The organism is Bradyrhizobium betae (assembly GCF_050632175.1).
Lineage (GTDB): Bacteria > Pseudomonadota > Alphaproteobacteria > Rhizobiales > Xanthobacteraceae > Bradyrhizobium > Bradyrhizobium betae_B.
The window spans coordinates 1,780,519-1,804,487 of the sequence record NZ_CP192576.1; the positions used below are offsets into that span (position 1 = coordinate 1,780,519).

The 23,969-nt window shown below is 64.1% G+C and carries 21 protein-coding genes and 3 pseudogenes; 14 read left to right on the top strand and 10 right to left on the bottom strand.

All coding sequences use genetic code 11. The annotated features are described in order from the left end of the window. Window positions 1-189: 189 nt before the first annotated feature. A complete protein-coding gene (gene nirK / locus ACQ86E_RS08805; RefSeq protein WP_431205062.1) occupies window positions 190-1,284 on the top strand; it encodes a copper-containing nitrite reductase in 1,095 nt (364 codons plus the stop codon). A gap of 52 nt (window positions 1,285-1,336) precedes the next feature. Beyond that, window positions 1,337-2,212, top strand: a complete 876-nt coding sequence (locus ACQ86E_RS08810) for an SUMF1/EgtB/PvdO family nonheme iron enzyme (RefSeq protein WP_431205063.1) — start codon at window positions 1,337-1,339, stop codon at window positions 2,210-2,212. A gap of 181 nt (window positions 2,213-2,393) precedes the next feature. Here ACQ86E_RS08810 and ACQ86E_RS08815 read toward each other — a convergent pair whose 3' ends face one another. Together ACQ86E_RS08815 and ACQ86E_RS08820 are read right to left on the bottom strand one after the other, a co-directional pair. After that, window positions 2,394-3,044 (bottom strand): CoA transferase subunit B, encoded by a 651-nt coding sequence (locus tag ACQ86E_RS08815; RefSeq protein WP_094976913.1) that lies wholly within the window; start codon window positions 3,042-3,044, stop codon window positions 2,394-2,396. Between the two features lie 15 nt (window positions 3,045-3,059). Continuing rightward, a complete protein-coding gene (locus ACQ86E_RS08820; RefSeq protein WP_431205064.1) occupies window positions 3,060-3,767 on the bottom strand; it encodes a CoA transferase subunit A in 708 nt (235 codons plus the stop codon). A 270-nt stretch (window positions 3,768-4,037) separates the two neighbouring features. Here ACQ86E_RS08820 and ACQ86E_RS08825 point away from each other — a divergent pair, with 270 nt between their 5' ends. The 4 genes from ACQ86E_RS08825 to ACQ86E_RS08840 all read left to right on the top strand — a co-directional run bounded on the left by ACQ86E_RS08825 (window position 4,038) and on the right by ACQ86E_RS08840 (window position 9,335). Further along, on the top strand, window positions 4,038-5,930 hold the full coding sequence (locus tag ACQ86E_RS08825) for an AsmA family protein (protein WP_431206434.1): 1,893 nt from the start codon (window positions 4,038-4,040) through the stop codon (window positions 5,928-5,930). A 185-nt stretch (window positions 5,931-6,115) separates the two neighbouring features. Beyond that, window positions 6,116-7,501 carry an ABC transporter substrate-binding protein gene (locus ACQ86E_RS08830; RefSeq protein WP_431205065.1) on the top strand — a complete coding sequence of 462 codons (1,386 nt, stop codon included), beginning with the start codon at window positions 6,116-6,118 and terminating at the stop codon, window positions 7,499-7,501. Between the two features lie 98 nt (window positions 7,502-7,599). Continuing rightward, window positions 7,600-8,472, top strand: a complete 873-nt coding sequence (locus ACQ86E_RS08835; RefSeq protein ID WP_431205066.1) for a carbohydrate ABC transporter permease — start codon at window positions 7,600-7,602, stop codon at window positions 8,470-8,472. After that, entirely contained in the window at window positions 8,469-9,335 is an 867-nt protein-coding gene (locus ACQ86E_RS08840; RefSeq protein WP_431205067.1) for a carbohydrate ABC transporter permease, read from the top strand. The genes ACQ86E_RS08835 and ACQ86E_RS08840 overlap by 4 nt, the downstream gene beginning before the upstream one ends. 132 nt (window positions 9,336-9,467) lie before the next feature. Here ACQ86E_RS08840 and ACQ86E_RS08845 read toward each other — a convergent pair whose 3' ends face one another. From ACQ86E_RS08845 to ACQ86E_RS08865, 5 genes are all read right to left on the bottom strand, one after another. After that, window positions 9,468-10,280, bottom strand: a complete 813-nt coding sequence (locus ACQ86E_RS08845) for an ABC transporter permease (protein WP_431205068.1) — start codon at window positions 10,278-10,280, stop codon at window positions 9,468-9,470. Window positions 10,281-10,285: 5 nt separating this feature from the next. Further along, window positions 10,286-11,200, bottom strand: a complete 915-nt coding sequence (locus tag ACQ86E_RS08850; RefSeq protein WP_431205069.1) for an ABC transporter permease — start codon at window positions 11,198-11,200, stop codon at window positions 10,286-10,288. Continuing rightward, window positions 11,197-12,369 (bottom strand): ABC transporter ATP-binding protein, encoded by a 1,173-nt coding sequence (locus ACQ86E_RS08855; protein WP_431205070.1) that lies wholly within the window; start codon window positions 12,367-12,369, stop codon window positions 11,197-11,199. Before ACQ86E_RS08855 ends, ACQ86E_RS08850 begins: the two co-directional genes overlap by 4 nt. A 75-nt stretch (window positions 12,370-12,444) precedes the next feature. Further along, a complete protein-coding gene (locus ACQ86E_RS08860) occupies window positions 12,445-13,905 on the bottom strand; it encodes a glycerol-3-phosphate dehydrogenase (RefSeq protein WP_431205071.1) in 1,461 nt (486 codons plus the stop codon). Between the two features lie 33 nt (window positions 13,906-13,938). After that, window positions 13,939-16,623 (bottom strand): sensor domain-containing protein, encoded by a 2,685-nt coding sequence (locus tag ACQ86E_RS08865; RefSeq protein ID WP_431205072.1) that lies wholly within the window; start codon window positions 16,621-16,623, stop codon window positions 13,939-13,941. 205 nt (window positions 16,624-16,828) lie between these two features. On the opposite strand from ACQ86E_RS08865, the gene ACQ86E_RS08870 reads away from it, so the two are divergent. Further along, on the top strand, window positions 16,829-17,932 hold the full coding sequence (locus ACQ86E_RS08870) for an NAD(P)/FAD-dependent oxidoreductase (RefSeq protein WP_431205073.1): 1,104 nt from the start codon (window positions 16,829-16,831) through the stop codon (window positions 17,930-17,932). Window positions 17,933-18,044: 112 nt separating this feature from the next. Here ACQ86E_RS08870 and ACQ86E_RS08875 read toward each other — a convergent pair whose 3' ends face one another. Next, a complete protein-coding gene (locus ACQ86E_RS08875; protein ID WP_014439835.1) occupies window positions 18,045-18,227 on the bottom strand; it encodes a YdcH family protein in 183 nt (60 codons plus the stop codon). 326 nt (window positions 18,228-18,553) lie between these two features. Between ACQ86E_RS08875 and ACQ86E_RS08880 the strand changes: the two genes are divergently transcribed. From ACQ86E_RS08880 to ACQ86E_RS08890, 3 genes are all read left to right on the top strand, one after another. Next, window positions 18,554-18,760 carry a YdcH family protein gene (locus ACQ86E_RS08880; protein ID WP_014439834.1) on the top strand — a complete coding sequence of 69 codons (207 nt, stop codon included), beginning with the start codon at window positions 18,554-18,556 and terminating at the stop codon, window positions 18,758-18,760. 129 nt (window positions 18,761-18,889) lie between these two features. After that, window positions 18,890-19,102 (top strand): hypothetical protein, encoded by a 213-nt coding sequence (locus tag ACQ86E_RS08885; protein WP_431205074.1) that lies wholly within the window; start codon window positions 18,890-18,892, stop codon window positions 19,100-19,102. 22 nt (window positions 19,103-19,124) lie between these two features. Further along, window positions 19,125-19,376, top strand: coding sequence for a hypothetical protein (locus tag ACQ86E_RS08890; protein WP_431205075.1), 252 nt, complete (start codon window positions 19,125-19,127; stop codon window positions 19,374-19,376). Window positions 19,377-19,378: 2 nt separating this feature from the next. On the opposite strand, the gene ACQ86E_RS08895 is transcribed toward ACQ86E_RS08890, so the two are convergent. Continuing rightward, complete coding sequence (locus ACQ86E_RS08895) at window positions 19,379-20,104, bottom strand: GGDEF domain-containing protein (RefSeq protein WP_431205076.1); 726 nt, start codon at window positions 20,102-20,104, stop codon at window positions 19,379-19,381. A gap of 141 nt (window positions 20,105-20,245) precedes the next feature. On the opposite strand from ACQ86E_RS08895, the pseudogene purE reads away from it, so the two are divergent. Beyond that, window positions 20,246-20,735: pseudogene (purE, locus tag ACQ86E_RS08900) on the top strand (5-(carboxyamino)imidazole ribonucleotide mutase). Beyond that, window positions 20,732-21,839 (top strand): annotated as a pseudogene (locus ACQ86E_RS08905) (5-(carboxyamino)imidazole ribonucleotide synthase). The pseudogenes purE and ACQ86E_RS08905 overlap by 4 nt, the downstream one beginning before the upstream one ends. Before the next feature lie 35 nt (window positions 21,840-21,874). Here ACQ86E_RS08905 and aqpZ read toward each other — a convergent pair. Next, a complete protein-coding gene (gene aqpZ, locus ACQ86E_RS08910) occupies window positions 21,875-22,597 on the bottom strand; it encodes an aquaporin Z (RefSeq protein ID WP_431205077.1) in 723 nt (240 codons plus the stop codon). Between the two features lie 263 nt (window positions 22,598-22,860). Here aqpZ and rpsU point away from each other — a divergent pair, with 263 nt between their 5' ends. Both rpsU and ACQ86E_RS08920 read left to right on the top strand, forming a co-directional pair. After that, window positions 22,861-23,169 (top strand): 30S ribosomal protein S21, encoded by a 309-nt coding sequence (gene rpsU, locus ACQ86E_RS08915; RefSeq protein ID WP_014439827.1) that lies wholly within the window; start codon window positions 22,861-22,863, stop codon window positions 23,167-23,169. Between the two features lie 142 nt (window positions 23,170-23,311). Then, window positions 23,312-23,961 (top strand): annotated as a pseudogene (locus tag ACQ86E_RS08920) (tetratricopeptide repeat protein). Window positions 23,962-23,969 lie beyond the last annotated feature (8 nt).

A 23,969-nucleotide genomic window follows, 5' to 3' on the forward strand; every position in this document is an offset into this window, starting at 1 on the left:
GTTGGCGCGACAGTGTCGCGCCATGTGCCACGATGTTTCTCGCATCGCTGATGCGACCTCTCGACAAACGCCTTAAGTGTCTTACCGGAGGCGATTCCGGCAAAAGCTTGTCGCAGCACAAACACGCTTGCCGGGATCGGCGCACACTGCATCCGTCATCAAAACCCTTTCAGATGAAGGATGCTTCCGATGTTCACCCGCAGAGCCGCATTGATCAGCGCCGCCGCGACTGCCCTGATGCTGGCGACACCCGCTTTCGCCGCCAGCGATCTCAAGCTGCCGCGCCAGAAGGTCGAGCTGGTCGCCCCGCCGTTCGTGCACGCGCACGAGCAGGCAACGACGCAGGGCCCCAAGATCATGGAATTCAGGATGACCATCGAGGAGAAGAAGGTGGTCATCGACGAAAAGGGCACGACCTTCCAGGCCATGACTTTCAACGGCTCGATGCCCGGTCCGCTGATGGTGGTGCACGAGGGCGACTATGTCGAGCTGACGCTGGTTAATCCCGCCACCAACAGCATGCCGCACAACATCGACTTCCACTCCGCGACCGGCGCGCTTGGCGGCGCCGAACTCACCCTGATCAATCCCGGCGAGCAGGTCGTCCTGCGCTGGAAGGCAACGCGGACCGGTGTGTTCGTCTATCACTGCGCACCGGGCGGCCCGATGATCCCCTGGCACGTCGTCTCCGGCATGAACGGCGCCGTGATGGTGCTGCCGCGGGACGGACTCAACGACGGCAAGGGCCACGCGCTGAAATACGACAAGGTCTACTATGTCGGCGAGCAGGACATGTACGTGCCGCGCGACGAGAAGGGCAACTTCAAGTCCTATGATTCGCCGGGCGAAGCCTTCACCGAGACCGAAGAGGTGATGAAGAAGCTGATCCCCACGCACGTCGTATTCAACGGCAAGGTCGGTGCGCTGACCGGCAAGAACGCACTGACCGCCAAGGTCGGCGAGAACGTGCTGATCGTGCACTCGCAGGCGAACCGCGACAGCCGTCCGCATCTGATCGGCGGCCATGGCGACTATGTCTGGGAGACCGGAAAATTCTCCAACGCGCCCGAGACCGGGCTTGAGACCTGGTTCATCCGCGGCGGCTCGGCGGGAGCTGCGCTGTACAAGTTCCTGCAGCCCGGCATCTACGCCTATGTCACGCACAATCTGATCGAGGCTGCCGACCTCGGCGCCACCGCGCACTTCAAGGTCGAAGGCAAGTGGAACGACGATCTGATGACCCAGGTGAAGGCGCCTGCGGAGATACCGGCCTCGACCAACTAGACGCGACAAGGGGCCGGTCATCACCGGCCCCTTCTTTCTTCGGGGGACGATCATGCTGATCGCATTCAAGCTGAAACTGGCGTTGGCTTGCGCTGCCGGACTCGCGGGGCCGATCGCCGTCGCACCGCTGGTCACGGACATCGCCGTGCACGGCACGGCGACCGAGCCCGCCATCGTCAGAGTGGCGCCGGGCAACCTGTCCTATCGCGAGGCCGGCGATTTCACCCGCGCCGGGCAGCAGGCCGAAGTGCCGCTGCGCGCGATGCGGTTCGCGAAACCCCTTCACATCATGCGCGAGCAAGTCTCCTCCGCCGACTACCAGCTTTGTGTGCAGGACGGCGCCTGCCGCGCGCTCGATCGCGGCGTCGCGATCGCGCTCGACCGCCCCGTCGTGCAGGTCAGCTGGCACGATGCCGAAGCCTATGCGGGCTGGCTGTCGCGCAAGACCGGCCATCACTACCGCCTGCCGAGCGACGCAGAATGGGCCTTTGCCGCGGGCTCGAGGTTCAAGGACGACGGCGCGCCGGTGGATGCGGACGATCCTTCAAAACGCTGGCTCAGCCGCTATGAGCGTGAATCCGAGCGCGACCTTTCCGACACCAAGGCCTATCCGTTCGGCAAGTTCGGCCCCAACGAGCACGGCATCGAGGATCTCGCCGGCAATGTCTGGGAATGGACCTCGACCTGCTTCGTGCGCTCGCGGATCGACGCATCAGGCAATGCCGGCCGCCCGACCGTGAATTGCGGCGTGCGTGTCGCCGAGGGCGCCCACCGCGCTTATGTCACCGACTTCATCCGCGACGCCCGCGCCGGCGGCTGCGCGCAGGGCGTGCCGCCCGCCAATCTCGGCTTCCGCCTGGTGCGGGAAGTACCATCATGGGTCGCGAGCGTATCGGCGCGGTTGAGCAAGGTGTGGGTGAGGTCGTAACGGCACGCTCTCCGTCATTGCGAGCGTAGCGAAGCAATCCAGAATCTTTCCGCGGAAACAGCCTGGATTGCTTCGTTCGCAAGAGCTCCTCGCAATGACGGTTTGGAGGCAGTGCGCCCCACACCAACGAAAATGGCCGGGACGAAGCCCGGCCATTTCAACACGATGCAGGCCTGAGGCCTTACGTATTCTTCAGCGCGACGCGGAATTCCGCTTCGGTCTTGGCCTTGACCTCGTCGAGTGAAACGCCGTCGGCGAGCTCGATCAGGGCCATGCCGCCGTCGCCGTGCTTGTCGATGGTGAAGACGGCGAGATCCGTGACGACCATGTCGACCACCCGCTCACCGGTCAGCGGCAGGTTGCATTGCTTGAGCAGCTTGGAGCCGTCCTTGGCCGAATGCTCCATCACCACGACGACGCGCTTGACGCCGGCGACGAGGTCCATCGCGCCGCCCATGCCCTTGACCATCTTGCCGGGGATCATCCAGTTGGCGAGATCGCCGTTCTGGGCGACCTGCATGGCGCCGAGAATCGACAGGTCCATGTGACCGCCGCGGATCATGCCGAAGGAATCCGCGCTCGAGAAATACGAGGTCGAGGGCAGCTCGCTCACGGTCTGCTTGCCGGCATTGATGAGGTCGGCGTCCTCTTCCCCTTCATAGGGGAACGGGCCCATGCCGAGCATGCCGTTCTCGCTCTGCAGGCTGACATCCACCCCGTCGGGGATGTAGTTCGAGACCAGCGTCGGGATGCCGATGCCGAGATTGACGTAGTAGCCGTCACGCAGTTCCTTCGCGGCGCGCGCAGCCATCTGTTCACGGGTCCAGGCCATCTTAGTCTCCTGATCTCAAGCTGCGGTGCGCGGGCGGGTGTTGCGGAATTCGATGCGCTTCTTGGCCGTACCAACCTCGATGATACGCTTCACGAAGATGCCGGGCGTGTGGATGTGGTCGGGATTGAGTTCACCGGCCGGAACCAGATGCTCGACCTCGGCCACCGTGACCTTGGCGGCGGTCGCCATCATCGGGTTAAAGTTGCGCGCGGTCTTGCGGTAGATGAGGTTGCCGGCGGTGTCGCCCTTCCAAGCGTGCACGATGGCGAGGTCGGCGAACAGGCCGCGCTCCATCAGATATTTCTCGCCGTCGAACTCTTTCACTTCCTTGCCTTCGGCGATCAGCGTGCCGACGCCGGTCTTGGTGTAAAAGGCGGGGATGCCGGCGCCGCCGGCGCGGATGCGCTCGGCCAGCGTGCCCTGCGGATTGAATTCGAGCTCCAGCTCGCCGGCGAGGAATTGCTGCGCGAACAGCTTGTTCTCGCCGACATAGGACGAGATCATCTTCTTGATCTGGCGGGTTTCCAGCAGGCGGCTGAGCCCGATGCCGTCGACACCGGCATTGTTGGAGACCACCGTCAGCCCCTTGACGCCCGACTCGCGGATCGCGTCCGACAGTTCCTCGGCGATGCCGCAGAGGCCGAAGCCTCCCGACATGATCATCATGTTGTCCTTGAGAACGCCCTCAAGAGCCGACTTGGCGTCGGGATAGACCTTGTTCATGCAAAAAACCTCGACTGAACCTTCGGCTTGCAGGCGTCGCGCCTTATTGGCGGCGATTATTAGGCGAAATCCTCCAAAGCCGTCAATGATACGGGTTCTCCGTTCCGCGAGCCGGTGCTAGAAGCTGCCCATGCCGTGGGCAGAACCGTCCGTGGCCTTGAAAGCGACAAGAAAACCCATCAAGTTGCGGGGGTTGGGCGTGGGCACACAGTTTTCCCGGCCCGCCCTTCCGGCTCCAACGACCAACCCGATCAGGACATGCCATTGACCATGGCCCAAGGAATGAAGCGCCTCGGGACGCCGATCGCGGCGCTGCTCGGCGTCGCGCTGATCGCCCTGATCGCGACCTCCTGGCTCATCAACCGCGACACGTTGCGCAGGGCGGTGGAAGCGCAGATCCGCGAGGTCACCGGGCTGGAGCTTAATGTTGCCGGCGCCATCGACATCTCGGTCCTGCCGGCGAGCTACATCTCCTTTCACGACGTCGGCCTGAAGGGCGGCGGCACCAGCGACCCCGCGCTCCACGTCGACGTGCTCACCGCAAACCTGCGGCTGCTGCCGCTCTTGCTGCAACGGTTCGAGATCGCCGACCTCACGCTGCTGCGGCCGCGCATCCATGTCAACCTGAAGCCGGACGGCGAGAGCAACTGGACGCCGTTCATCCAGACCATCGCGCGCACCATGAAGCCCGGCGCCGACAATCAGGTGTCGTTCTCCGAGATCCGGATCCAGGACGGCGTGCTCAACTACGAGGACGCCGCCACCCATGCCACCGAGAAGTTCGAGGACATCGACCTCTCGCTGGCCTGGCCCTCGATCTCGCGTTCCTTCGCCGCGACCGGACAGTTCGACTGGCGCGGCGAGCGCGTCGACGGCTCGATCAGTTTCTCCGATTTCGTCGCCGCCCTCTCCGGCGACCGCTCCGGCCTGAAGGCGCGGATCGCCAGCGCCCCGCTCAAGCTCGCCTTCGACGGCAGTGTCGCCAACCGCACCAGTCCGATGATGGAAGGCACCCTCACGGTGGACAGCCCGTCCTTGCGCAACGCGCTACGCTGGACCGGCCAGCCGCAGCCCGGCAGCGGCGGCTTCGGCCGCTTCGCGCTGAAGGCACGGGCCAATGTCGTCGGCCCCTCGATCGCGCTCACCAACGTCAATGTCGAGCTCGACGGCAACACGGCAGAAGGCGTGATGACCTACGCCAATAACGGCCGGCAGACGCTGCAGGCGACGCTTGCCGCCGACGCGCTCGATTTCACGCCCTACATCTCCACCTTCCGCCTGCTCGCCAGCGGCGCGCGCGACTGGAACAGGCAGCTGTTCGATCTCAACGGATTGTCGACCACCGACCTCGACATGCGCCTGTCGGCAGCCAAGCTGACAGTCGGGCCAACGAAGCTCGGCCGCACCGCGATCGGCGCCAATCTGCGCAACGGCACGCTGGCGCTCTCGGTCGGCGAAGCCCAGGTCTATGGCGGCATCGCCAAGGGCTCGTTCGGCATCGCGCGCTCCGACACCGTGGCCGACATCAAGGCGCAATTCCAGTTCATCGACGTCGATCTGCAGGCCTGCGCGTCCGAACTGTTCGGCCTCAGCAAGCTGTCCGGTCGCGGCAACATCAACGTCTCGCTTCTCGCCTCCGGCTCGAGCCCGTTCGGCCTCGTGCAATCGCTCGACGGCACCGCCACGGTGACCGGGCATGACGGTGCGATATCGGGCTTCAATGCCGAGCAGCTCCTGAAGCGGCTGGAGCGGCGGCCGCTATCGGGCGGCGGCAATTTCCGCAACGGCTCGACCCCTTACGACAGCCTCACCGTCGCGCTCAAATTCTCCGACGGGGTCGCGACCGCCGAGGACATCCGCATCGAAGGGCCGGGTGCGAAGATCACGCTGACCGGCACCGCCTCGGTGCCGACGCGCGAATACGACATGAAGGGCGTGGCGAGCCTCAACACCACATCCGGCTTCCAATTGCCCTTCATGGTGCAGGGTCCATGGGACGATCCCCTGATCTTCCCGGACCCCGAAGCCCTGATCCGCCAGTCGCCCGCGGCCACGCCTTTCCTCGACCTTCTGAAGCAGCGCATCACCGGTAGCGGAAAGCGTCCCGCGCAGGATGGATCTCCGACGGCGGACAACGCCAAAGAGAACGCGAAGTCCAACTGATCTTTCGATGCCGCCCGATTGCGCGCGAATTGACGCGGCAATTGGATCGATGCGCAGATTAAGCATCTCCTCGGACCCGACGCTCCACGACCTAGGTCTGATACAAGATGCGTTGATTGCGCTACCATCCTGCGCTAGTGTTTTTCCCGACCGGTTAAAACACCGGCGGCTTGAGGGAGAAAAACGTGAAATCCAAGGTTATTGGCGCAGTATCACTGGCGGTCGCTGCGGCCGGGCTGTTCGCAGCCGCTGCACCCGCATTTGCGCAGCAGAAGACGATTACGGTCTGGTGGGGCAAGGGCTTCTACCGCTCCGAAGACGACGCATTGCTCGATACGATCAAGAAGTTCGAGGCCAAGACCGGCATCAAGGTCGAATTGTCGCAGTATGCGATCCAGGACATGATTCCGAAGACCGTCGCCGCGCTCGACGCCGGCACCGTGCCCGATGTCGCCTATTCCGACAGCTACGACGTGCAGGCGCAGGGCAAGTGGGCCTATGAGGGCAAGCTCGAGGACCTCTCCGACATCATGGAGCCGATCAAGGGTCGGTTCGTGCAGAACACGCTGGATGCGTCGATCCTCTATAACGACGTCACCAAGAAGAAGGCCTATTACGGCTTCCCGTTGAAGCAGCAGAGCATGCACGTCCAGATCTGGAACGACATGCTGGAGAAGGCCGGCTTCAAGCTGAGCGACATCCCGACCGACTGGGCGGGCTACTGGACGTTCTGGTGCGACAAGGTCCAGCCGGGAATCCGCAAGGCCACCGGCCAGCGCATCTATGCCGTCGGGCAGCCGATGGGCGTGGAATCCACCGACGCGTTCCAGTCGTTCTATACCTTCATGGACGCCTACCACGTCAAGCTGGTCGACGACGACGGCAAACTGCTGGTCGACGACCCCAAGGTCCGCGACGGCCTGATTCATGCGCTGAAGGACTACACCGACACCTATATCAAGGGCTGTACACCGCCCTCCTCCACGACCTGGAAGGATCCGGACAACAACGTCGCCTTCCACAACAAGACAATCGTGATGACCCACAATTTCACCATCTCGATTGCGGCGAAGTGGTACGAGGACTCTCAGAACCAGGCACTCACGCCCGAGCAGCGCGAGGCCGGCAAGAAGGCCTATGAGCAGGACATTGTCACCGCGTCCTTCCCGAAGGCGCCGGATGGTTCGACCATCCGCTACCGCTCCGACGTCAAGACCGGACTGGTCTTTACCGCGGCCAAGAACAAGGCCGAGGCCAAGCAGTTCATCAGCTTCCTGCTCCAGGAAGAGAATGTCCGCCCCTATATCGAGGGCGCGCTCGGCCGCTGGTTCCCGGTGACCAAGGAAAGCCAGGCCAGCCCGTTCTGGCAGGCCGACAAGCATCGCAAGGCGGTTTACGCCCAGTTCACCGGCGGCACCGCGGCGTTCGACTTCACCAAGAACTGGAAGTTCACGATCCTCAACAACGAGAACGTCTGGGCCAAGGCGATGAACCGGGTCGTCAGCGAGAAGGTTCCAGTCGACAAGGCCGTCGACGAGCTGATCACCCGCATCAAGCAGGTTGCAGGCTAAGTTCCGTCTCTCCCTCTCCTCGCTAGCGCGAGGAGAGGCGAAACGCTAAACACCGGCCGCCTCGTGCGGCCGGATGTCCTTTCAAAGAGTTCTTGAGAATGGCGATTACGCTCTCTGGCGATCAGTCGATCTCCGCTCCGCCCCTGGCCTCGCGGCTGACCCCGGCGCAGGTATGGGGCATCGCGCTGCTCGCACCCTATCTGCTCGTCTTCCTCGCCTTCGTGGTCTATCCCGTCTGCTACGGGCTGTGGCTGGCGAGGGCCCCGTCAAACTATGTCGCGCTGTACAACGACCCGATCTTCGCGCGCGCCGCGGTCAACACGCTGATCTTCCTGGTCATCGGCATCAACATCAAGATGGTAATCGCGCTGTTCCTGTCGGGCTTCTTCGCCCAGCAGCGCACCTGGATCAGATGGCTCTCTGTGATCTTCATCCTGCCCTGGGCGGTGCCGTCGATCCCGACCATCCTGTCCGTGCGTTTCATGTTCAATCCGGAATGGGGCGTGGTCAATCACCTCATCTTCTCCCTCACCGGCGATGACGGCCCGAACTGGCTGAACGACCCGACCGTGGCGCTCACCATGGCGATCGGCGTTCACATCTGGAAATCGCTGCCGTTCTGGACCCTGATCCTGATGACCGGCAGGCTTGCGATCGCGCAGGATCTGTTCGAGGCCGCCGAAGTCGATGGTGCGAGCTGGTGGCAGAAATTCCGCTTCATCACCTGGCCGTCGATGCAGACGCTCTATATCACCTGCACGCTGCTCTCGATGATCTGGACGCTCGGCGATTTCAACAGCGTCTATCTGCTCACTGGCGGGGGACCTGCCGACCTCACACATGTGCTGTCGACGCTGGGTATCCGCTATCTCCGGCTCGACCAGCTTTCGCTCGCGATGGCCTCCATCGTATGCGCAATTCCGTTCGTCGCGCCGCTCATGTACTTCATGATGAAACGGCTGTCGCGATGAAGCTTCCCGGCGTAGGCGAATTTTCCTGGCGTGACGTCGCGACTGAAACGCGGCTGCTGCTGATCGGCATTCCCGTTTTCCTGTGGACGATGATCCCGATCTATCACATGTTCCTGTTCGCGATCTCTCCGAAGGAGGACGCGTTCTCCGGCAAGCTGTGGCCTGACCATCCGACGCTGCATAACTTCGAGATCGTGTTCAAGCAGCAGCATTACTTCCTGCGCGACTTCTACGCGCAGTTCTGGAATTCGCTGGTGATCGCCGCGGCCGTCGGCGTGCTGACACTGGTCATCGCCACGGCAGCGGCATTCTCGATCTCGCGGCTGAAGGTGCCGGGCGGGCGCATCGTGATGAACCTGGCGCTCTTCACCTATTTCATCCCCGCGGCGTTCCTTGCCGTGCCGATGTACCGCACCATGGGCAATTACGGCCTGCTCAACAATCACTGGTCGCTGATCCTGGCGATGGTGACGATCGCCTCGCCCTACGCGATCTGGGTGCTGAAGCAGGCCTCCGACAAGCTGCCGGTCGAACTGGACGAAGCCGCCGTGATGGACGGCGCCACCACGCTGCAGATCTTCCGCCTGGTCTATCTGCCGCTGATGATGCCCTCGCTGGTCGCGATCGGCACCTATGCGGTGCTGCTGGCCTGGAACGAATATCTCTACGCGTTCCTGCTGCTGTCGAACGACCGCGAGATCACCCTCCCCGTCGCGCTCGGCAACTTCCTCGCTGCCGACGATTCGCCGTGGGAGCTGTTGATGACGACCGGCTTCATCTACGCCCTGCCGCCGGCCGCGATCTACTACGCCTTCCGCCGCTACATGGTGGGCGGTCTCACGGCGGGTGCCGTGAAGTCGTAGCATCCGCCCGTCATTGCGAGCGAAGCGAAGCAATCCAGAATCTTTTAACGGAGACGGTCTGGATTGCTTCGTCGCTTCAGTGCAAAATTGCGATGCAATTTTGTCACGAGCTCCTCGCAATGACAGCAAGACCTACAGCGGCGCCGCGCTCTCGCCCTGCTCGCTCGACAGTTTCGAAGCGAGCGAGGCGATGACGATGATCACCGCGATCAGGCCGATCACCAGCGTGCAGATCGCGTTGATCTCGGGCTTCACCCCTAACCGCACCTCCGAATAGATCCGGATCGGCAAGGTCGCCGAGCCCGGGCCGGTGGTGAAGCTCGCGATCACGAGATCGTCGAGCGACAGCGTGAAAGCAAGCATCCAGCCGGCGACGATGCTGGGTGCGATCAGCGGCAGCGTCACCGACACGAACGCGCGGACCGGGTTGCAGCCGAGATCCATCGCGGCCTCCTCCAGCGAACGGTCCAGCGAGCCGAGGCGCGACTGCACGACGACAGCAACGAAACACATCGTCAGCGTGGTGTGGGCGATCGTCACCGTCCAGAAGCCGCGCTCGGCGTTCAACGCCACGAACAGCAACAGCAGCGACAATCCCGTGATCACCTCCGGCATCACCAGCGGCGCGTAGAGCATGCCGGAGAACAGCGTACGGCCGCGAAACCGCTCGCCGCGCGACAGCGCCACTGCGGCGAGCGTGCCGAGCAGCGTAGCGATGGTCGCGGAGGACGCCGCGACCTTCAGGCTCATCCAGGCCGCCTCGATCATGGCGCGATCGTTGAAGAATTCGTGATACCAGCGCAGCGACCAGCCGCCCCACACCGTCACCAGCCGCGAGGCGTTGAACGAATAGATGACGAGGATCAGGATCGGCAGATAGAGGAATGCCAGCCCGAGCGTGAGCGAGGCGATGTTGAAGCGGGACAGACGAGAGGACTTTCGCATCGGCCTCACCGTCCCTGTTCCAGTTGCCGCTTCTGCAGCCGCTCGTACAGCAGCAGCGGCACCAGCAGCACCGCCAGCAGCACGATCGCCGCGGCGGAGGCGACCGGCCAGTCCTTGTTGGTGAAAAATTCGAGCCACAGGGTCTGGCCGATCATCAGCGAATTGGAGCCGGCCAGAAGATCCGGGATCACGAACTCGCCGACGATGGGTATGAAGCACAGCAGCACGCCGGCGCCGACGCCGGGCAGCGACAGCGGAAAGATAACGAGCCAGAACACCTGCCAGGGCGGCGCACCGAGATCGCTCGCCGCCTCCTCCAGCGCCGGCTCCATCTTCACGAGCGTGGCGTAGAGCGGCAGGATCATGAACGGCAGATAGGAATAGACGATGCCGATATACATCGCGCTGTCGGTGGAGAGCCAAACCACCGGCTGGCTGACCAGATGCAGAGCCAGAAGGATCTGGTTGAGCAGGCCGTCATGCTGGAGGATGTTGATCCATGCGTAGATGCGGATCAGGAACGAGGTCCAGAACGGTACGATCACCAGCACCATCGCCACCGGCTGCCAGCGCGTCGGCAGCCGCGCCATGCCGTAGGCGATGGGATAGCCGATCAGCAGCAGCAGCGCGGTCGCCGTGACGGCGACGGTGAGGCTGCGCACATAGGCGAACACGTAGATGTCGTCGGAGGCGAGCAGCCTGAAATTGTCGAGCGACAGCGCGGAAAACGCCGCGCTCAGTGCTGCCCATCCCGCCGTCAGGTCGAACACCGGCTCGTAAGGCGGCTGCGCGATCGCCGTCTGCGACAGGCTGATCTTCAACACGAAGCCGAACGGCACCAGGAAGAACAGCACCATCCAGACATAGGGCGCGATCGCGGCAAAGCGCGCCGGCCGCGCGAAGATGCGGCGGGAGCTCATGACGTCAGCACCATGCAGTCGTCGGGCGCGAACCAGGCGACGACATGCTGGTTCAGGCTGTAGGCGTCGACATCGAGGCGCGCGCTGTTGGCGACGGACGCCTGCACCATCCCGCCGGTATCGAGCTTCACCTTGTAGGTGGTGGTACCGCCGAGATAGCAGATGTCGGCGATCACGCCGTCGAGTCGGTTGATCGCCGTCTCGTGACCGGCCTCGCTCGCCGGGCCCCGGCGCGAGAGCTTGACCTTTTCGGGACGGATCGCGACCGACAATTTTCCACCGCCGACCGGTTCGCGCGGCTCGGCCACCACCAGCGAGCCCGCATCACGCGTGCCGATGACCAGACGATGACCGTCGCGCAGTTTGGACTCGCCGTCGAACAGATTGATGTCGCCGACGAACTCCGCGATCCAGCGCGAGCGCGGCGCCTCGTAGAGCTCGCGTGGGCTCGCGACCTGGGCCAGCTTGCCTGATTTCATCACGCCGATCCGGCTCGCCATCGTCATAGCTTCCTCCTGGTCGTGGGTGACGATGATGAAGGTCATGCCGAGCCGGCGCTGCAACTCCATCAGCTCGCCTTGCGTGCTCTCGCGCAGCTTCTTGTCGAGCGCGGCGAGCGGCTCGTCGAGCAACAGCAGTTGCGGCCGGCGTGCCAGTGCCCGCGCCAGTGCCACGCGCTGACGCTGGCCGCCTGAAAGCTGGTCGGGCTTGCGCTTCTCCAGCCCCTCGAGCTTCACCAGCGCGACCATCTCGGCCACGCGCGTGGCGATGTCAGCACGCGCCATGCCGGCGCGCTTCAGGCCGAAGGCGATGTTGTCGCGTACCGACAGATGCGGGAACAGCGCATAGTTCTGGAACATCATGTTAATCGGGCGCTCGTGCGGCAGCGCCTGCGCGATGTCTTTGCCGTCGAGCAGAATGCGCCCTTGGTCCGGCGCCTCGAAGCCGGCGAGCATGCGCAGCAGCGTGGTCTTGCCGCACCCGCTGGGCCCAAGCAGCGCAAAGAACTCGCCGGCCTTGACGTCGAGCGAGACGCCGTCCACGGCGCGGAAGGTGCCAAAGGTCTTGGCGACACCCTCGATGCGCAGCAGCGGCTGGCCGGCAGCCGGATGCGCGTCTCTGACGGCTGTACCAACCGCGCTGCCTGTTGTGAGCAACTCTTCAGCCATATTCCTGACAACCCCTATTCCGCCGCACGCTAGCGGCCGATCGGCCTTTGCTCAACCGGTTCAGGACTTTTCGTTTCACGTCACACTCGCCATGAACGCCGCCAGCGCATCCCGGTCCGCCGCGGGCATGGTCAGGCCGAGCTTGGAGCGGCGCCACAGGATATCCTCGGGAAAGCGCGCCCACTCGCTGGCGATCAGATAGCGCACTTCGGCGCCGGTCAGCTCAGGCCCGAAGGCCGGGCCCAGCTCTTCGCGCGTCTTCGCCTCGCCGAGCACCGCCGACAGCCGCGAGCCGTAGGCCGCGACCAGACGTCGGGCCCGCGTCTCCTCGAGAAAGCGCCAGCGGTCGCAGGCGAGTTCGACTTCATGGTCGAAACGGTGCCATGCAAAATCGCCGCCGGGCAGCGCCGCACCTGCGGTCCAGCGCGGCGACATCGGATAGAACGGCGTCAGCCGCGTCACCGCCCGCTCCGCGCGCAGGCGCGACGTCGTGACGTCACCGCCGAACATCGTGATCAACGGCGCCTTGCGCCGGTGTGCATGGAACAGCGTGGTGCCGTCGCGCCGCCGTGCGGACGCCAGCGTCAGATTGACGCCGGAGACCGCGCGCACAACGTCGGTCGGCGCGACACGCTCGCGGAAATAGCGACTGGCGGCGTCGCAGAGATAGCTGACGTCGGCCCCCGGCATCGCTACGATCGCGGGATCGCCGGTGAAGTCGTGCGTGACCGTCCCGATCAGCGTGAAGTCGTGCGCGAAGCTGGACGCGAAGATCAGCCGTCCATCGCTGTTCTGGAAGACGTAGACGTGGTCATGCTCGAACAATCTGGGCACGACGATCTGGCTCATTTGCATGGCCGCCATCGTGGGTTGCGGCTGCCGCAGCACGGTCTCCGCGACCATCGAGGCCCAACCGCCGGTGGCGTTGGCCAGCGCCCGGGCCGTGATCGCGCGGCGATGGCCGCGGTCGACCACCGCGAGCCTCCAGGTGTCGGTTCGATCGGCGCGCACGCAGCGCGCCCCGGTCCGGATCACCGCGCCACGTTCGGCCGCGTCGAGCGCCGTGAGCACTACAAGGCGGGAATCGTCGACGACGCAGTCCGAATATTCGAAAGCCGTGCCAAACGGACGCTTAAGCGCATTGCCGACAGGATGATGTGTGATGTCGAGCGTCGCAGTGACGGGAAGCCCGCCACGATTCGTCAGGCTGTCATAGACGAACAAGCCGGCGCGCAGCAGCCAGGGTGGGCGCTCCTCGGAATGGGCGGGAATCACGAACCGCATCGGCCGCACCAGATGCGGCGCGATCCGGAGCCAGGTTCGGCGCTCGGCCAGCGCCCGGTGCACCCGCCTGAAACCGCGGCGCTCCAGCACCGACAGATCGCCATGGATCATCCGCGGCGTCGCCGACGAGGCCGCACCGCCGAGATCGCCCTGCTCCAACAGGATGACGCGCAGGCCGCGGCCAGCCGCATCGCGGGCGAGGCTGACACCGTTCAGACCGCCACCGATGATCGCGAGGTCGTAATCCGCCATGAAGCCGTCGAATGGGAGCGAAGCGCTCCATCATTAGCCGGTCTTGAGCGCAAGCTCCATCGTCTCGGCGCGACCGACGAGGCCGGCATATTTCCCGATCGGCAGCGGCTTGCCGAGCAGATAGCCCTGCACGCCGTCGCAACCTTCCCGGGCGAGGAAGGCGAGCTGCTCGACCGTCTCGACACCCTCCGCGACGATCGACATGTCGAGGCCGTGGCCGAGATCGATCACGGCGCGCACGATCGCGGCCGATTGCGGGTTGCGGCCGAGATTGATGATAAAGGCGCGGTCGATCTTGATCTTGTCGAACGGGAACGCCTGGAGATAGCTCAGCGAGGAATAGCCGCTGCCGAAATCGTCCATGGAGATACGCACGCCGAGCGCCTTGAGCCGGCGCAGCAGTGCGAGACCCCGGTCGAAGTCCTCGATCAGCACGCCCTCGGTGATTTCGAGCTCGAGCCGGCTGGGCGAAAGCCCGGTCTCGAGCAGGATCGAGTGCACCAGCCCGACCACGTCTCCGTGCATGAACTGAGCCGGCGACAGATTGACCGCGACCTGAAGCGGTTTCGGCCAGGACGCCGCCTCGCGGCAGGCCTGGCGCAGGATCCACTCGCCCATCTCGACGATCAGGCCGCTCTCCTCGGCGATCGGGATGAAGTCGGCCGGTGAGACCTGGCCACGCACCGGATGCTGCCAGCGCGCCAGCGCCTCGAAGCCGATGATGTCGCTCTCGGCGACACTGTGGCGCGCGATGCCCTGCGGCTGGAAGGCCAGCGAGAGCTCGCCGTTCTTGATCGCATTCGACAGGTCCTGATGCAGCACGCGGCGGTCGCGGATCTGCTGGTCCATCTCCGGCTGGTAGAGGCTGATCGTGCCGCGCGACTTCTGCTTGGCGCGGAACAGTGCCGCACCGGCATTGGCGAGCAGCGAGGCGCCGTCGGCGCCATTGTGCGGGAAGATCGACATGCCGGTGGTAACGCCGGCGCGAACCGCCCGGCCGTCGATCTGGAATTCCTGGGTGACGGCTTCGCCGACATTCCGGGCCAGCGCAAGGCCCGCTTCGGGCTGCTTGCCGTCGATGATGAGCCCGAATTCGTCGCCGGACAGCCGCGCCACCAGGCCGCCGCGCGCGACGTCTTGGAGCCTCTGGGCAACCTCGATCAAGAGCTTGTCGCCAAGCGCATGACCGAACACGTCGTTGACCTCCTTGAGGCCGTCGAGGTCGATGGAGAGGACCGCGAATTCTTCGCCGGTGCCCTCGCAAGCCTCGATCATCTGGTTCAGCGCCTGAAGGAACGCCGCGCGGTTCGGCAGGTCGGTGAGGCCGTCGTGATAGGCCATGTGGGCCATGCGCGACTCGGTCTGCCGACGGTCGGTGACGTCCTCGTGGGTCTTGATCAGATATTGCGGTTTGCCGGCATCGTCGAGCACGGTGGCGCGGCGGGTGAGGAACAGGCGCAGGCCGGCCTTGGTCGAGATCGGATGCTCCTCGGAGACCATCCCGCGCTTCTTGATCGCGGCTTCATCGCGCGCGATGATCAGCTTGGCTTCCTTGGCATTGAAGATGTCGGAGGCGGTCAGGCCGGTCGCCTCCTCGCGCCTGCGGTTGAGGATCGTCTCCGCGCTGCGGTTGGCGAGCAGATAGCGGCCGTCCTTGACCTGCTCCACGATCAACGCCACCGGGATGTTGTCGACCACGAGCTCCAGGAACTTCTTCGTGCTCTCCAGCTCCTGCGACAGCGAGCGGCGGTCGGTGATGTCCTCGAACACGAGCAGCAGGAATTCGGGCTTGTCGCTCTCGTTGCGGACCACGATCCGGATCGAGGCCACCATGCGCCGGGTCGAGTCGCGCTCCACCTCGAATTCGTTGCGATATTGCCCGTCGGACGCCAGGAGGGCGGCTTGGTCGGTCGCCTCGATGCTCGCCGCCGATTTGGGCTCGAACAACTCGCGCGCGTTCTTGCCGACGACCTGGTCTCGCGAAAAGCCCCAGAACCGCTCATAGGCGCTGTTGGCAAAGATGTAGCGGCCGTCCTCGATACTCTTGGCGGCCACGCAGGCCGGCACGTTGTCGAGCACCGATTCAAGGAACTGCTTGGTAGAGGCGAGCTGCCGCGACAGCCTGCGCTGCTCGCTGACGTCCAGATGCGTGGCCACCGAGCCGCCGTTCGGCAGCACGAAATATTTCACCAGGATGGCGCGACCATCAGGCAGTTCGGTGATGAGGCCGTTGGGGCTTGCCGCCTTCTCGTAGAAATCCTCGTCAGAGACGCCGAGGACGCCACGCTGGCGCCGGATCTCGAGGATGTCGTAGCCGGTCATGCCGGTCCACAGATCAGAGCGCGACAGGCCGTAGATATCGAGGTAGCGGTCGTTGCAAAATATGATGCGCCGCTGCGCATCCGTCATCACCACGCCCTGGTTGAGATTGTTCATCGCCGAGGAGATGAACGCGTTGCGGCGTAGTTGTGACCGCTTGGTCCGGCGCAGCGAGGAATGGATCCACAGCGCGATCGCGGCCAGCAGCGCGCAGACGACGATGCCACCGATCAGGGCTTCCAAGATCACGTTGGGATCGAGCTTGTCGAAAGAGTTCGGCGGGGCAAGACTGTCCGACAGCGCAAAGGCACGCGCAGGCGCGACCGCGCTGGCCAGGCACACGACGGCCTGCACAGCAATCGGAAGCGTGCCGCCCTTCTGCCAGTTCTTCTCAGCCATCAGCCACCCGCGATTTCAACGTCGGATTGTCTGGCCTCGCCGGTTTGGATCGGGTAAACGCCTGTTCGTGCAACGGAAAAATGTGACGCGAAACACGGCAATTGCCCTGACATGATAAATGCCTCCTTAATGGAAAATGGCCGCGCGAACCGCTCCCCGGCCCAACCGGCGCCATCGGTCCCTCAAGCTAACGTTCCGCACAACCATGGATAGAGTCGACTGCGTCGTCATCGGAGCCGGCGTGGTCGGGCTCGCGGTGGCTCGAAAGCTCGCCCAGGCCGGGCGCGAGGTAATCGTGCTCGAGGAAGCCGAGGCTATCGGCACCGTCACCTCCTCGCGCAACAGCGAGGTGATTCATGCCGGCATCTACTACCGCGCCGGAAGCTGGATGGCGCGCATGTGCGTCGACGGCAAGCACGCGCTGTACCGCTACTGCGGCGAGCGCGGCATCCCGCACAGGAATTGCGGCAAGCTGATCGTCGCGACCAACCCGAAAGAGACCGAGAAGCTGCAATCGATCAAGGCGCATGCCGAGGCCAATGGGGTACTCGATATGCAACTGCTCGCGGGCGAAGCTGCACGCGCGCTGGAGCCGGCACTCGCCTGCGACGCAGCGCTGCTCTCCCCGTCGACCGGCATCATCGACAGCCATGCCTACATGCTCTCGCTGCGCGGCGAAGCCGAGGCCGCCGGCGCCGCCTTCGCGTTTCGCACCCCGCTGATCCGCGCCAAGGCGGCTGGCGGCGTCATCGAGGTCGAGGCGGGCGGCGAAGCACCGATGACGCTGCAATGCGACCTGCTCGTCAATGCCGCCGGACTCTCGGCAACGAACGTGGCGCGCCACATCGACGGCATGCCGATCGACCGGATTCCGCCGGCCTATCTCGCCAAGGGAAACTACTTCAGCTGCAACGCCAAGGCGCCATTCTCGCGCCTGATCTATCCGGTACCCGAGCCCGGCGGACTCGGCGTGCATCTGACGCTGGACATGGCGGGACAGGCGCGTTTCGGCCCCGACGTCGAGTGGATCGAGACGATTGATTACGAGGTCGATCCATCACGCGCCGAGCGGTTCTATCCGGCGATCCGAAAATACTGGCCAACGCTGCCCGACGGCGCACTGATGCCGAGCTATTCAGGCATTCGCCCGAAGATCGTGCCGCCGGCGGTGGCCACGCAGGATTTCCTGATGCAGGGTCCGCGCGATCATGGCGTCGAAGGCCTGGTCAACCTGTTCGGAATCGAATCGCCGGGACTGACGTCGTCGCTCGCGATCGCGGATCACGTCGCCGAGCTCGCGCAAATCTAGACGCCGCGCAAACATCTCGCGCCGCATACGCGCCCTGCAGCAGGGATGAGCGCAATAGCTCTCACCCCTGCCTGAAAGGGTACGGTCAAACTCTACGCTGTTACGGGGGTTACTAGTGAAGCGTATCGCCGGTGTGCCTCAGACGCTCGATCTGGTCCTTGACCATCAACTTCCGGCGCTTCAACTCAACAATCTGCAGGTCGTCTGTTGAAAGGTGCACGAGAGCTTCGTGCAATTCGTGTTCGAGAGTTTTGTGCTTCCGTTCCAATTCAACCAGATGTGCCTGAATTGTCATTCGAAACCTCCTCGGTAGGGGTGAACCTTGGATTCGATCCGGACGAGGAAGTGTACATCACCGATTCGTTCTGTCGATGGGTATCCGTCGTCGCAGTGTCATTTTTGAAAATTCATATGTAACGAAGCGTGAGTAAGGAACCGTGCAGGAAAAATTCATGATATCAATGTGCTTGCGCAGCGTCGCAGCGAATCGTTGAACTATCTTGCGCGAGATCGTGAACGACGGCCCGAGATCGCTTGCGATCACGGCGCGCAAGGACGATAATTTCCACAGGGCATCCACAGCCTTAATCTCACGCCATCGGGTTTTCGGCCACCGCAGACATGACCAATGAAGACGAGCGTGAGCTCGAAGCCGAGCTCACCCGGTTGCAGCAGGAACACCGAGATCTCGATGCGGCGATCGATGCACTGCATCAATCGCCTGCCCCCGACCTATTGCGGTTACAGCGGTTGAAGAAACGCAAGCTGTTGTTGCGCGACCGTATCCAGTTCATCGAAGACCAGATCACGCCGGACATCATCGCCTGATCCACAGGCGATTTGCGCGGCAGCTCGCCGCACCCGGAATCCGCTTGACTCCAAAAGAACAAAATAGGAACATTTAGACGGATCAACGCCCCAGGAAGCGCCCAAGGAAAACTCAGAAGGACAATGCAGATGCCGGCACCCGCCCTTCCCGACAACAGCCATTATGAACAGGCCTGCGATCAGGCGATCGCGATGTGCGACGGCAATCTGCGCAGCACCATCAGGGCGCTGATCATGGCCAACGAATATCTGGAAGCCGAGCTCGAGGAATTGCGGGCGGCGATTTCAGCCGGCTGCATTCCGGAGACCTCGCGTAGCAAGATGCGGAGCAGCGCCGCTTAAGTTTTGATGCCGGAGCAACGCCATGTCAGATGTGACCTACTACGTTGCAATGCCTTTCCTGATCGATGCCGACGGATCGCCTGTTGCTGGCGCAGCCGAGGAATGCCAAAGCTCGACGGCTGCGTTGCGGCGTGCCGAGATTTTGTCACGCGGTACGGGCCATATCGGCGCGGTCGCTTTCAGCCGCAGCGGCGATCCCATGACCGGCGAATTCGGCGACGCCACGCTGCTGCGCAAATTCGGCAACGTGCCGGAAGACCTCGCGACACTGTAAAGTCAGCTGCTGACCAGCCTGATCCGCGGCTCGTGCCGCCGGTGCGCCTTGCGCACGTACATGGCGGCATCCGCCTCCTCCAGAGCGCGGCCCGCATCGGAGTGTGCGCCCAGCAGCGCAACACCGGCGGACGCGCCCGCAGTCACGTGCTGGCCGCGAAAGGTGAACGACAAATCGTCGATCGCCTGTTCGAAAATCGCGGCCTTCGCCTTGGCATCGGTCTCGCTGAGATTCCACAGCAGCAGCGCGAACTCGTCGCCGCCAAGCCGGCCGACCACATCCGAGGCCCTGACCTGCTGCGTCAGCGTCGCCGCGATCGCCTTGAGCACCTCGTCGCCGGCGGCATGGCCGAAGGAATCGTTGATCGGCTTCAGCCGATCGACATCGAGCACGATCAGAGCGCCGCTGGCGCGATAGCGCTTCATGTAGGCGATGGCGCGCCTCAGCTCGCGCTCGAAACCGCGCCGGTTCGGAATCTCCAGCAGGAAATCGGTGTCGGCCGCGGCTTCCAGTTCCGTGACCCGCCGCTGCGCCTCCTTGAGCTTGCTCCGCAGGCCGCGGATGGTCGCCTTGGTGTCGGCGTCCGCCGACGCATCGCGCCGGGCCTGCTTGGCCGGACGCTTCGTCGGAGGTTTGGCCAACCGCCCGGGAGCGGCTTTAGATCGGCTGGCGCGGGTTTTCCGGCCCTTTTTGGCCTTCGCAGCGCTCGCCCTTGTAGGTTTCTTCATGGGCATCCTGCTCAATGAAGGCTTGCGGGGATTCACCAAGACAGGATAGTGCATTCCCTTCTCCTTGCCACCGCCTTGCGAGCCACCGGCCGGAACCTTTAATCTGGCCTATCTTTCTGTTTTCCGGGCACAATTGACGTCATGACCGCGCCGATCGCCATCATTATGGGAAGCCAGTCGGACTGGGAGACGATGCGGCACGCTGCCGACACGCTTGCAGCTCTGGGCATTGCCGCCGAGACCCGCATCGTTTCGGCACACCGCACCCCCGACCGGCTGTTCGCCTTCGCCAAGGGCGCCAAGGCGGCAGGTTTCAAGGTCATCATCGCTGGCGCCGGCGGCGCTGCCCATTTGCCCGGCATGGCGGCGGCACTGACGGAACTGCCGGTGTTTGGCGTGCCCGTCGAATCCAGGACGCTCAAGGGCATCGATCTCGCTCTATTCGATCGTGCAGATGCCCGCAGGCATCCCGGTCGGCACCCTCGCCATCGGCAAGGCCGGCGCGATCAACGCGGCGCTGCTTGCCGCGGCCGTGCTGGCGCTGTCCGACCCGGCGCTGTCCGACCGTCTTGCCGCCTGGCGAAAGGCGCAGACCGAGGCGGTCGCCGAGCGCCCGGAGGACAAGGCGTGACCGACAGCAAGCAGGTGAAGCTGAAGCCCGGCGACACCATCGGAATCCTCGGCGGCGGACAATTGGGGCGGATGCTGGCGATGGCCGCGGCGCGGCCTCGGCCTGCGCTGCCAGGTGTTCTCGCCCGATCCGGACTCCCCTGCCTTCGACGTCGTCCTGAACGCGACCTGCGCCGAATATGCCGACGTCGAGGCACTGGAATTGTTCGCCAACGACGTCGACGTCATCACCTACGAATTCGAGAACGTGCCGTCCGCCGCCGCGATGGTGCTGGATGCGCGCCGCCCGGTGCTGCCCAACCGCAAGATCCTCGAGACCACCCAGGACCGGCTCGCCGAAAAGGATTTCGTGACGCGGCTCGGCATCGGCACCGCCGCCTATGCCGACGTTACGTCCGTCGCATCGTTGCGCGAGGCGATCGTCAAGATTGGCCTGCCGGCGGTGCTGAAGACCCGCCGCTTCGGCTATGACGGCAAGGGCCAGGCCATCATCCGCGACGGCGACGACATCGCCAAGGTCTGGACCAGCCTCGCCACCAAATCGGCGATCCTCGAAGCCTTCATCCCGTACGAGCGCGAGATCTCGGTGATCGCCGCACGCTCGGCCTCGGGCCAGGTCGAGTGTTTCGACGTCACCGAGAACGAGCACCGCGACCACATTCTGAAAATCTCGCGCGCGCCCGCGCAGATTCCGGACACCCTCGCGGACGAAGCGCGCAGCATCGCCGGCAAGATTGCGAACGCGCTCGACTATGTCGGCGTGCTCGCCGTCGAGATGTTCGTGCTGGCGAATGGCACCGGACCGAAGGTGCTGGTCAACGAGATCGCTCCGCGCGTGCACAATTCCGGACACTGGACGCTCGACGGCGCCTCTGTCTCGCAATTCGAGCAGCATATCCGCGCCATCGCCGGCTGGCCGCTCGGCAAGGCCGTGCGTCACGGCGACATCGTCACCATGACCAACCTGATCGGCGACGAGATCAACGATTACGAAAAGTGGCTGACGGTCCCGGGCGCGACCGTGCACATCTACGGCAAGGGCGCTCCGCGCCCCGGTCGCAAGATGGGCCACGTCACCGAAGTCAGGCCGACGAAGGGCAAATAGCGGAGCCGCGGCGCATGCCGCGACTCCGCCTGCGACTAAGCCGTCTTCACGCCTGCGACGACGCCCGCGGGCTCTTCGCTGAGCCACCGATAGATCACCCCGCCCAGCGCCCCGCCGATCAGCGGTGCGATCCAGAACAGCCAGAGCTGCGATAGCGCCCAGCCACCGACGAACAGAGCGGGACCTGTGCTCCGCGCCGGGTTCACCGACGTGTTGGTGACGGGAATGCTGACGAGATGGATCATCACCAGCGCGAGCCCGATCGCCAATGGGGCAAAGCCCGCGGGCGCGCGGCCGTGGGTGGAGCCCATGATGATGAACAGGAACATCATGGTCATCACCACCTCGGTGACGAAGCAGGCGACCATGCTGTACTGGCCGGGCGAATGCGCATCATAGCCATTGGAGGCAAAGCCCTTGGTGACGTCGAATCCGGGGGCTCCGCTTGCGATCACATAGAGCAACTCGGCGGCGACGATGGCGCCACAGACCTGCGCGATGACGTAGGGCAGGATCTGCCCAGGCGGGAAGCGGCCGCCGGCCGCAAGCCCGACGGTGACGGCCGGATTGAGATGGCAACCCGAGATATGGCCAATCGCATAGGCCATGGTGACGACGCTCAAGCCGAACGCCAGGGACACGCCGACCAGGCCGATCCCGACCTGCGGAAAGCCGGCCGCGATCACCGCGCTGCCGCAGCCTGCGAATGTGAGCCAGAATGTACCGATGGCCTCGGCAGCATATTTCTTCATATCCATGTGGCGTCTCCCCTGATTTTCCGGCTTCCGGCGCACGGCATCCGGTAACAGCCCGTTCTTGGCGCCAAACCACCCAAATCGGCGCTGCACAGGCGTATTTTCGACCCATTTAGTGGCTGAACTTGGCCCGAAATCTCGCCTGGCAGGTGGACATCGGGGGTTTTGTCTGATACATCCGCGCGCTCAAGGTTAAGGGCTTGCGCTTTTTGCCATCCCCTTCGTCTTACCAGAATTCAAAACCGATCCACTGAAGAGGATGCCGCGTGCAGGTTCTCGTTCGCGATAACAATGTCGACCAAGCCCTCAAGGCGCTGAAGAAGAAGATGCAGCGCGAGGGTATTTTCCGCGAGATGAAGCTCCGCGGTCACTACGAGAAGCCGTCCGAGAAGAAGGCCCGCGAAAAGGCCGAAGCCGTGCGCCGCGCGCGCAAGCTGGCCCGCAAGAAGCTGCAGCGCGAAGGCCTGTTGCCGATGAAGCCGAAGCCGGTGTTCGGCGCCGGCCCCGGCGGTGATCGTGGCGGTCGCGGTGGCCCCGGCGCAGGTGCTGGCGCCGGTCCGCGCGGACCGCGCTGATCCTGCCGGAATTGCCAGGCTGGGTTTTCCAGGATTTTAGTTTCCAATGACGCGGGCCCCGGGCCCGCGTTATTATTTTGTAGCGGTGCCTTTCTGGGACGGGGCACTACAGATGCGGCACCAACGCGCGAGCGAACCGTAGATGGTCTCCCCTTTCCCCAAGCCCGGTTTGGCGCGGCACCGCCGGATCTGGCGCCAGCCGCTCACGCTGACCCTGATGGGGATCGCGCTGTGCGGCTGCTCCTTCGACCTGGGATCACTGATGCCGGAGAAGGAAAAGCCCCAGGAGGCGCCAAAGGCGGCTCCCGCCCCGGAGAGTGCCGTCAGTGCCGGCAATGTCGCCGAGGCCCAGGCTCACACCGCAAAAGGCCAGACCCTGGCGAAGGCGGGGAGACCGCCGGCGCGCTGGACGAGTTCAACCTTGCCGTCGCGCTCGATCCCTATAACGCACAGGCGCTCTATGGCCGCGCCCTGATCTATCAGGGCAACAACGAGCACAACTTCGCCATCGCCGATTTCAGCGCCGCAAACGGCCTCAATCCGCAGAAGGTCGAGCCGCTGCTCGGCCGCGCCACCAGCTATCTCGCGATCGGCAAGGTCAAGGAAGCGGCGGCCGATCTCGATGAGGCCTCCGAGGCCGATCCGCACAATGCCCAGGTCTGGACCACACGGGGACAGGCCTATGAGCGGCTGGGCGACAAGGCCAAGGCGTCGGCGTCCTACAGCAAGGCGGTCGCTCTGCGCCCACGTGACGATGCCGCCCGCAGCGGCCTCGCCCGCGTCGGCGGCTGACGCGGCGG

Coding starts and splice junctions, on each gene's coding strand:
- ACQ86E_RS08865 (WP_431205072.1), bottom strand. CDS start 16,623: ATGGCTGAGAAGAACTGGCAGAAGGGCGGCACGCTTCCGATTGCTGTG.
- ACQ86E_RS08810 (WP_431205063.1), top strand. CDS start 1,337: ATGCTGATCGCATTCAAGCTGAAACTGGCGTTGGCTTGCGCTGCCGGA.
- ACQ86E_RS08815 (WP_094976913.1), bottom strand. CDS start 3,044: ATGGCCTGGACCCGTGAACAGATGGCTGCGCGCGCCGCGAAGGAACTG.
- ACQ86E_RS08825 (WP_431206434.1), top strand. CDS start 4,038: ATGGCCCAAGGAATGAAGCGCCTCGGGACGCCGATCGCGGCGCTGCTC.
- ACQ86E_RS08840 (WP_431205067.1), top strand. CDS start 8,469: ATGAAGCTTCCCGGCGTAGGCGAATTTTCCTGGCGTGACGTCGCGACT.
- ACQ86E_RS08885 (WP_431205074.1), top strand. CDS start 18,890: ATGCCGGCACCCGCCCTTCCCGACAACAGCCATTATGAACAGGCCTGC.
- ACQ86E_RS08875 (WP_014439835.1), bottom strand. CDS start 18,227: ATGACAATTCAGGCACATCTGGTTGAATTGGAACGGAAGCACAAAACT.
- ACQ86E_RS08845 (WP_431205068.1), bottom strand. CDS start 10,280: ATGCGAAAGTCCTCTCGTCTGTCCCGCTTCAACATCGCCTCGCTCACG.
- ACQ86E_RS08870 (WP_431205073.1), top strand. CDS start 16,829: ATGGATAGAGTCGACTGCGTCGTCATCGGAGCCGGCGTGGTCGGGCTC.
- nirK (WP_431205062.1), top strand. CDS start 190: ATGTTCACCCGCAGAGCCGCATTGATCAGCGCCGCCGCGACTGCCCTG.
- ACQ86E_RS08895 (WP_431205076.1), bottom strand. CDS start 20,104: ATGAAGAAACCTACAAGGGCGAGCGCTGCGAAGGCCAAAAAGGGCCGG.
- ACQ86E_RS08835 (WP_431205066.1), top strand. CDS start 7,600: ATGGCGATTACGCTCTCTGGCGATCAGTCGATCTCCGCTCCGCCCCTG.
- ACQ86E_RS08860 (WP_431205071.1), bottom strand. CDS start 13,905: ATGGCGGATTACGACCTCGCGATCATCGGTGGCGGTCTGAACGGTGTC.
- ACQ86E_RS08850 (WP_431205069.1), bottom strand. CDS start 11,200: ATGAGCTCCCGCCGCATCTTCGCGCGGCCGGCGCGCTTTGCCGCGATC.
- ACQ86E_RS08820 (WP_431205064.1), bottom strand. CDS start 3,767: ATGAACAAGGTCTATCCCGACGCCAAGTCGGCTCTTGAGGGCGTTCTC.
- ACQ86E_RS08890 (WP_431205075.1), top strand. CDS start 19,125: ATGTCAGATGTGACCTACTACGTTGCAATGCCTTTCCTGATCGATGCC.
- ACQ86E_RS08855 (WP_431205070.1), bottom strand. CDS start 12,369: ATGGCTGAAGAGTTGCTCACAACAGGCAGCGCGGTTGGTACAGCCGTC.
- ACQ86E_RS08880 (WP_014439834.1), top strand. CDS start 18,554: ATGACCAATGAAGACGAGCGTGAGCTCGAAGCCGAGCTCACCCGGTTG.
- aqpZ (WP_431205077.1), bottom strand. CDS start 22,597: ATGGATATGAAGAAATATGCTGCCGAGGCCATCGGTACATTCTGGCTC.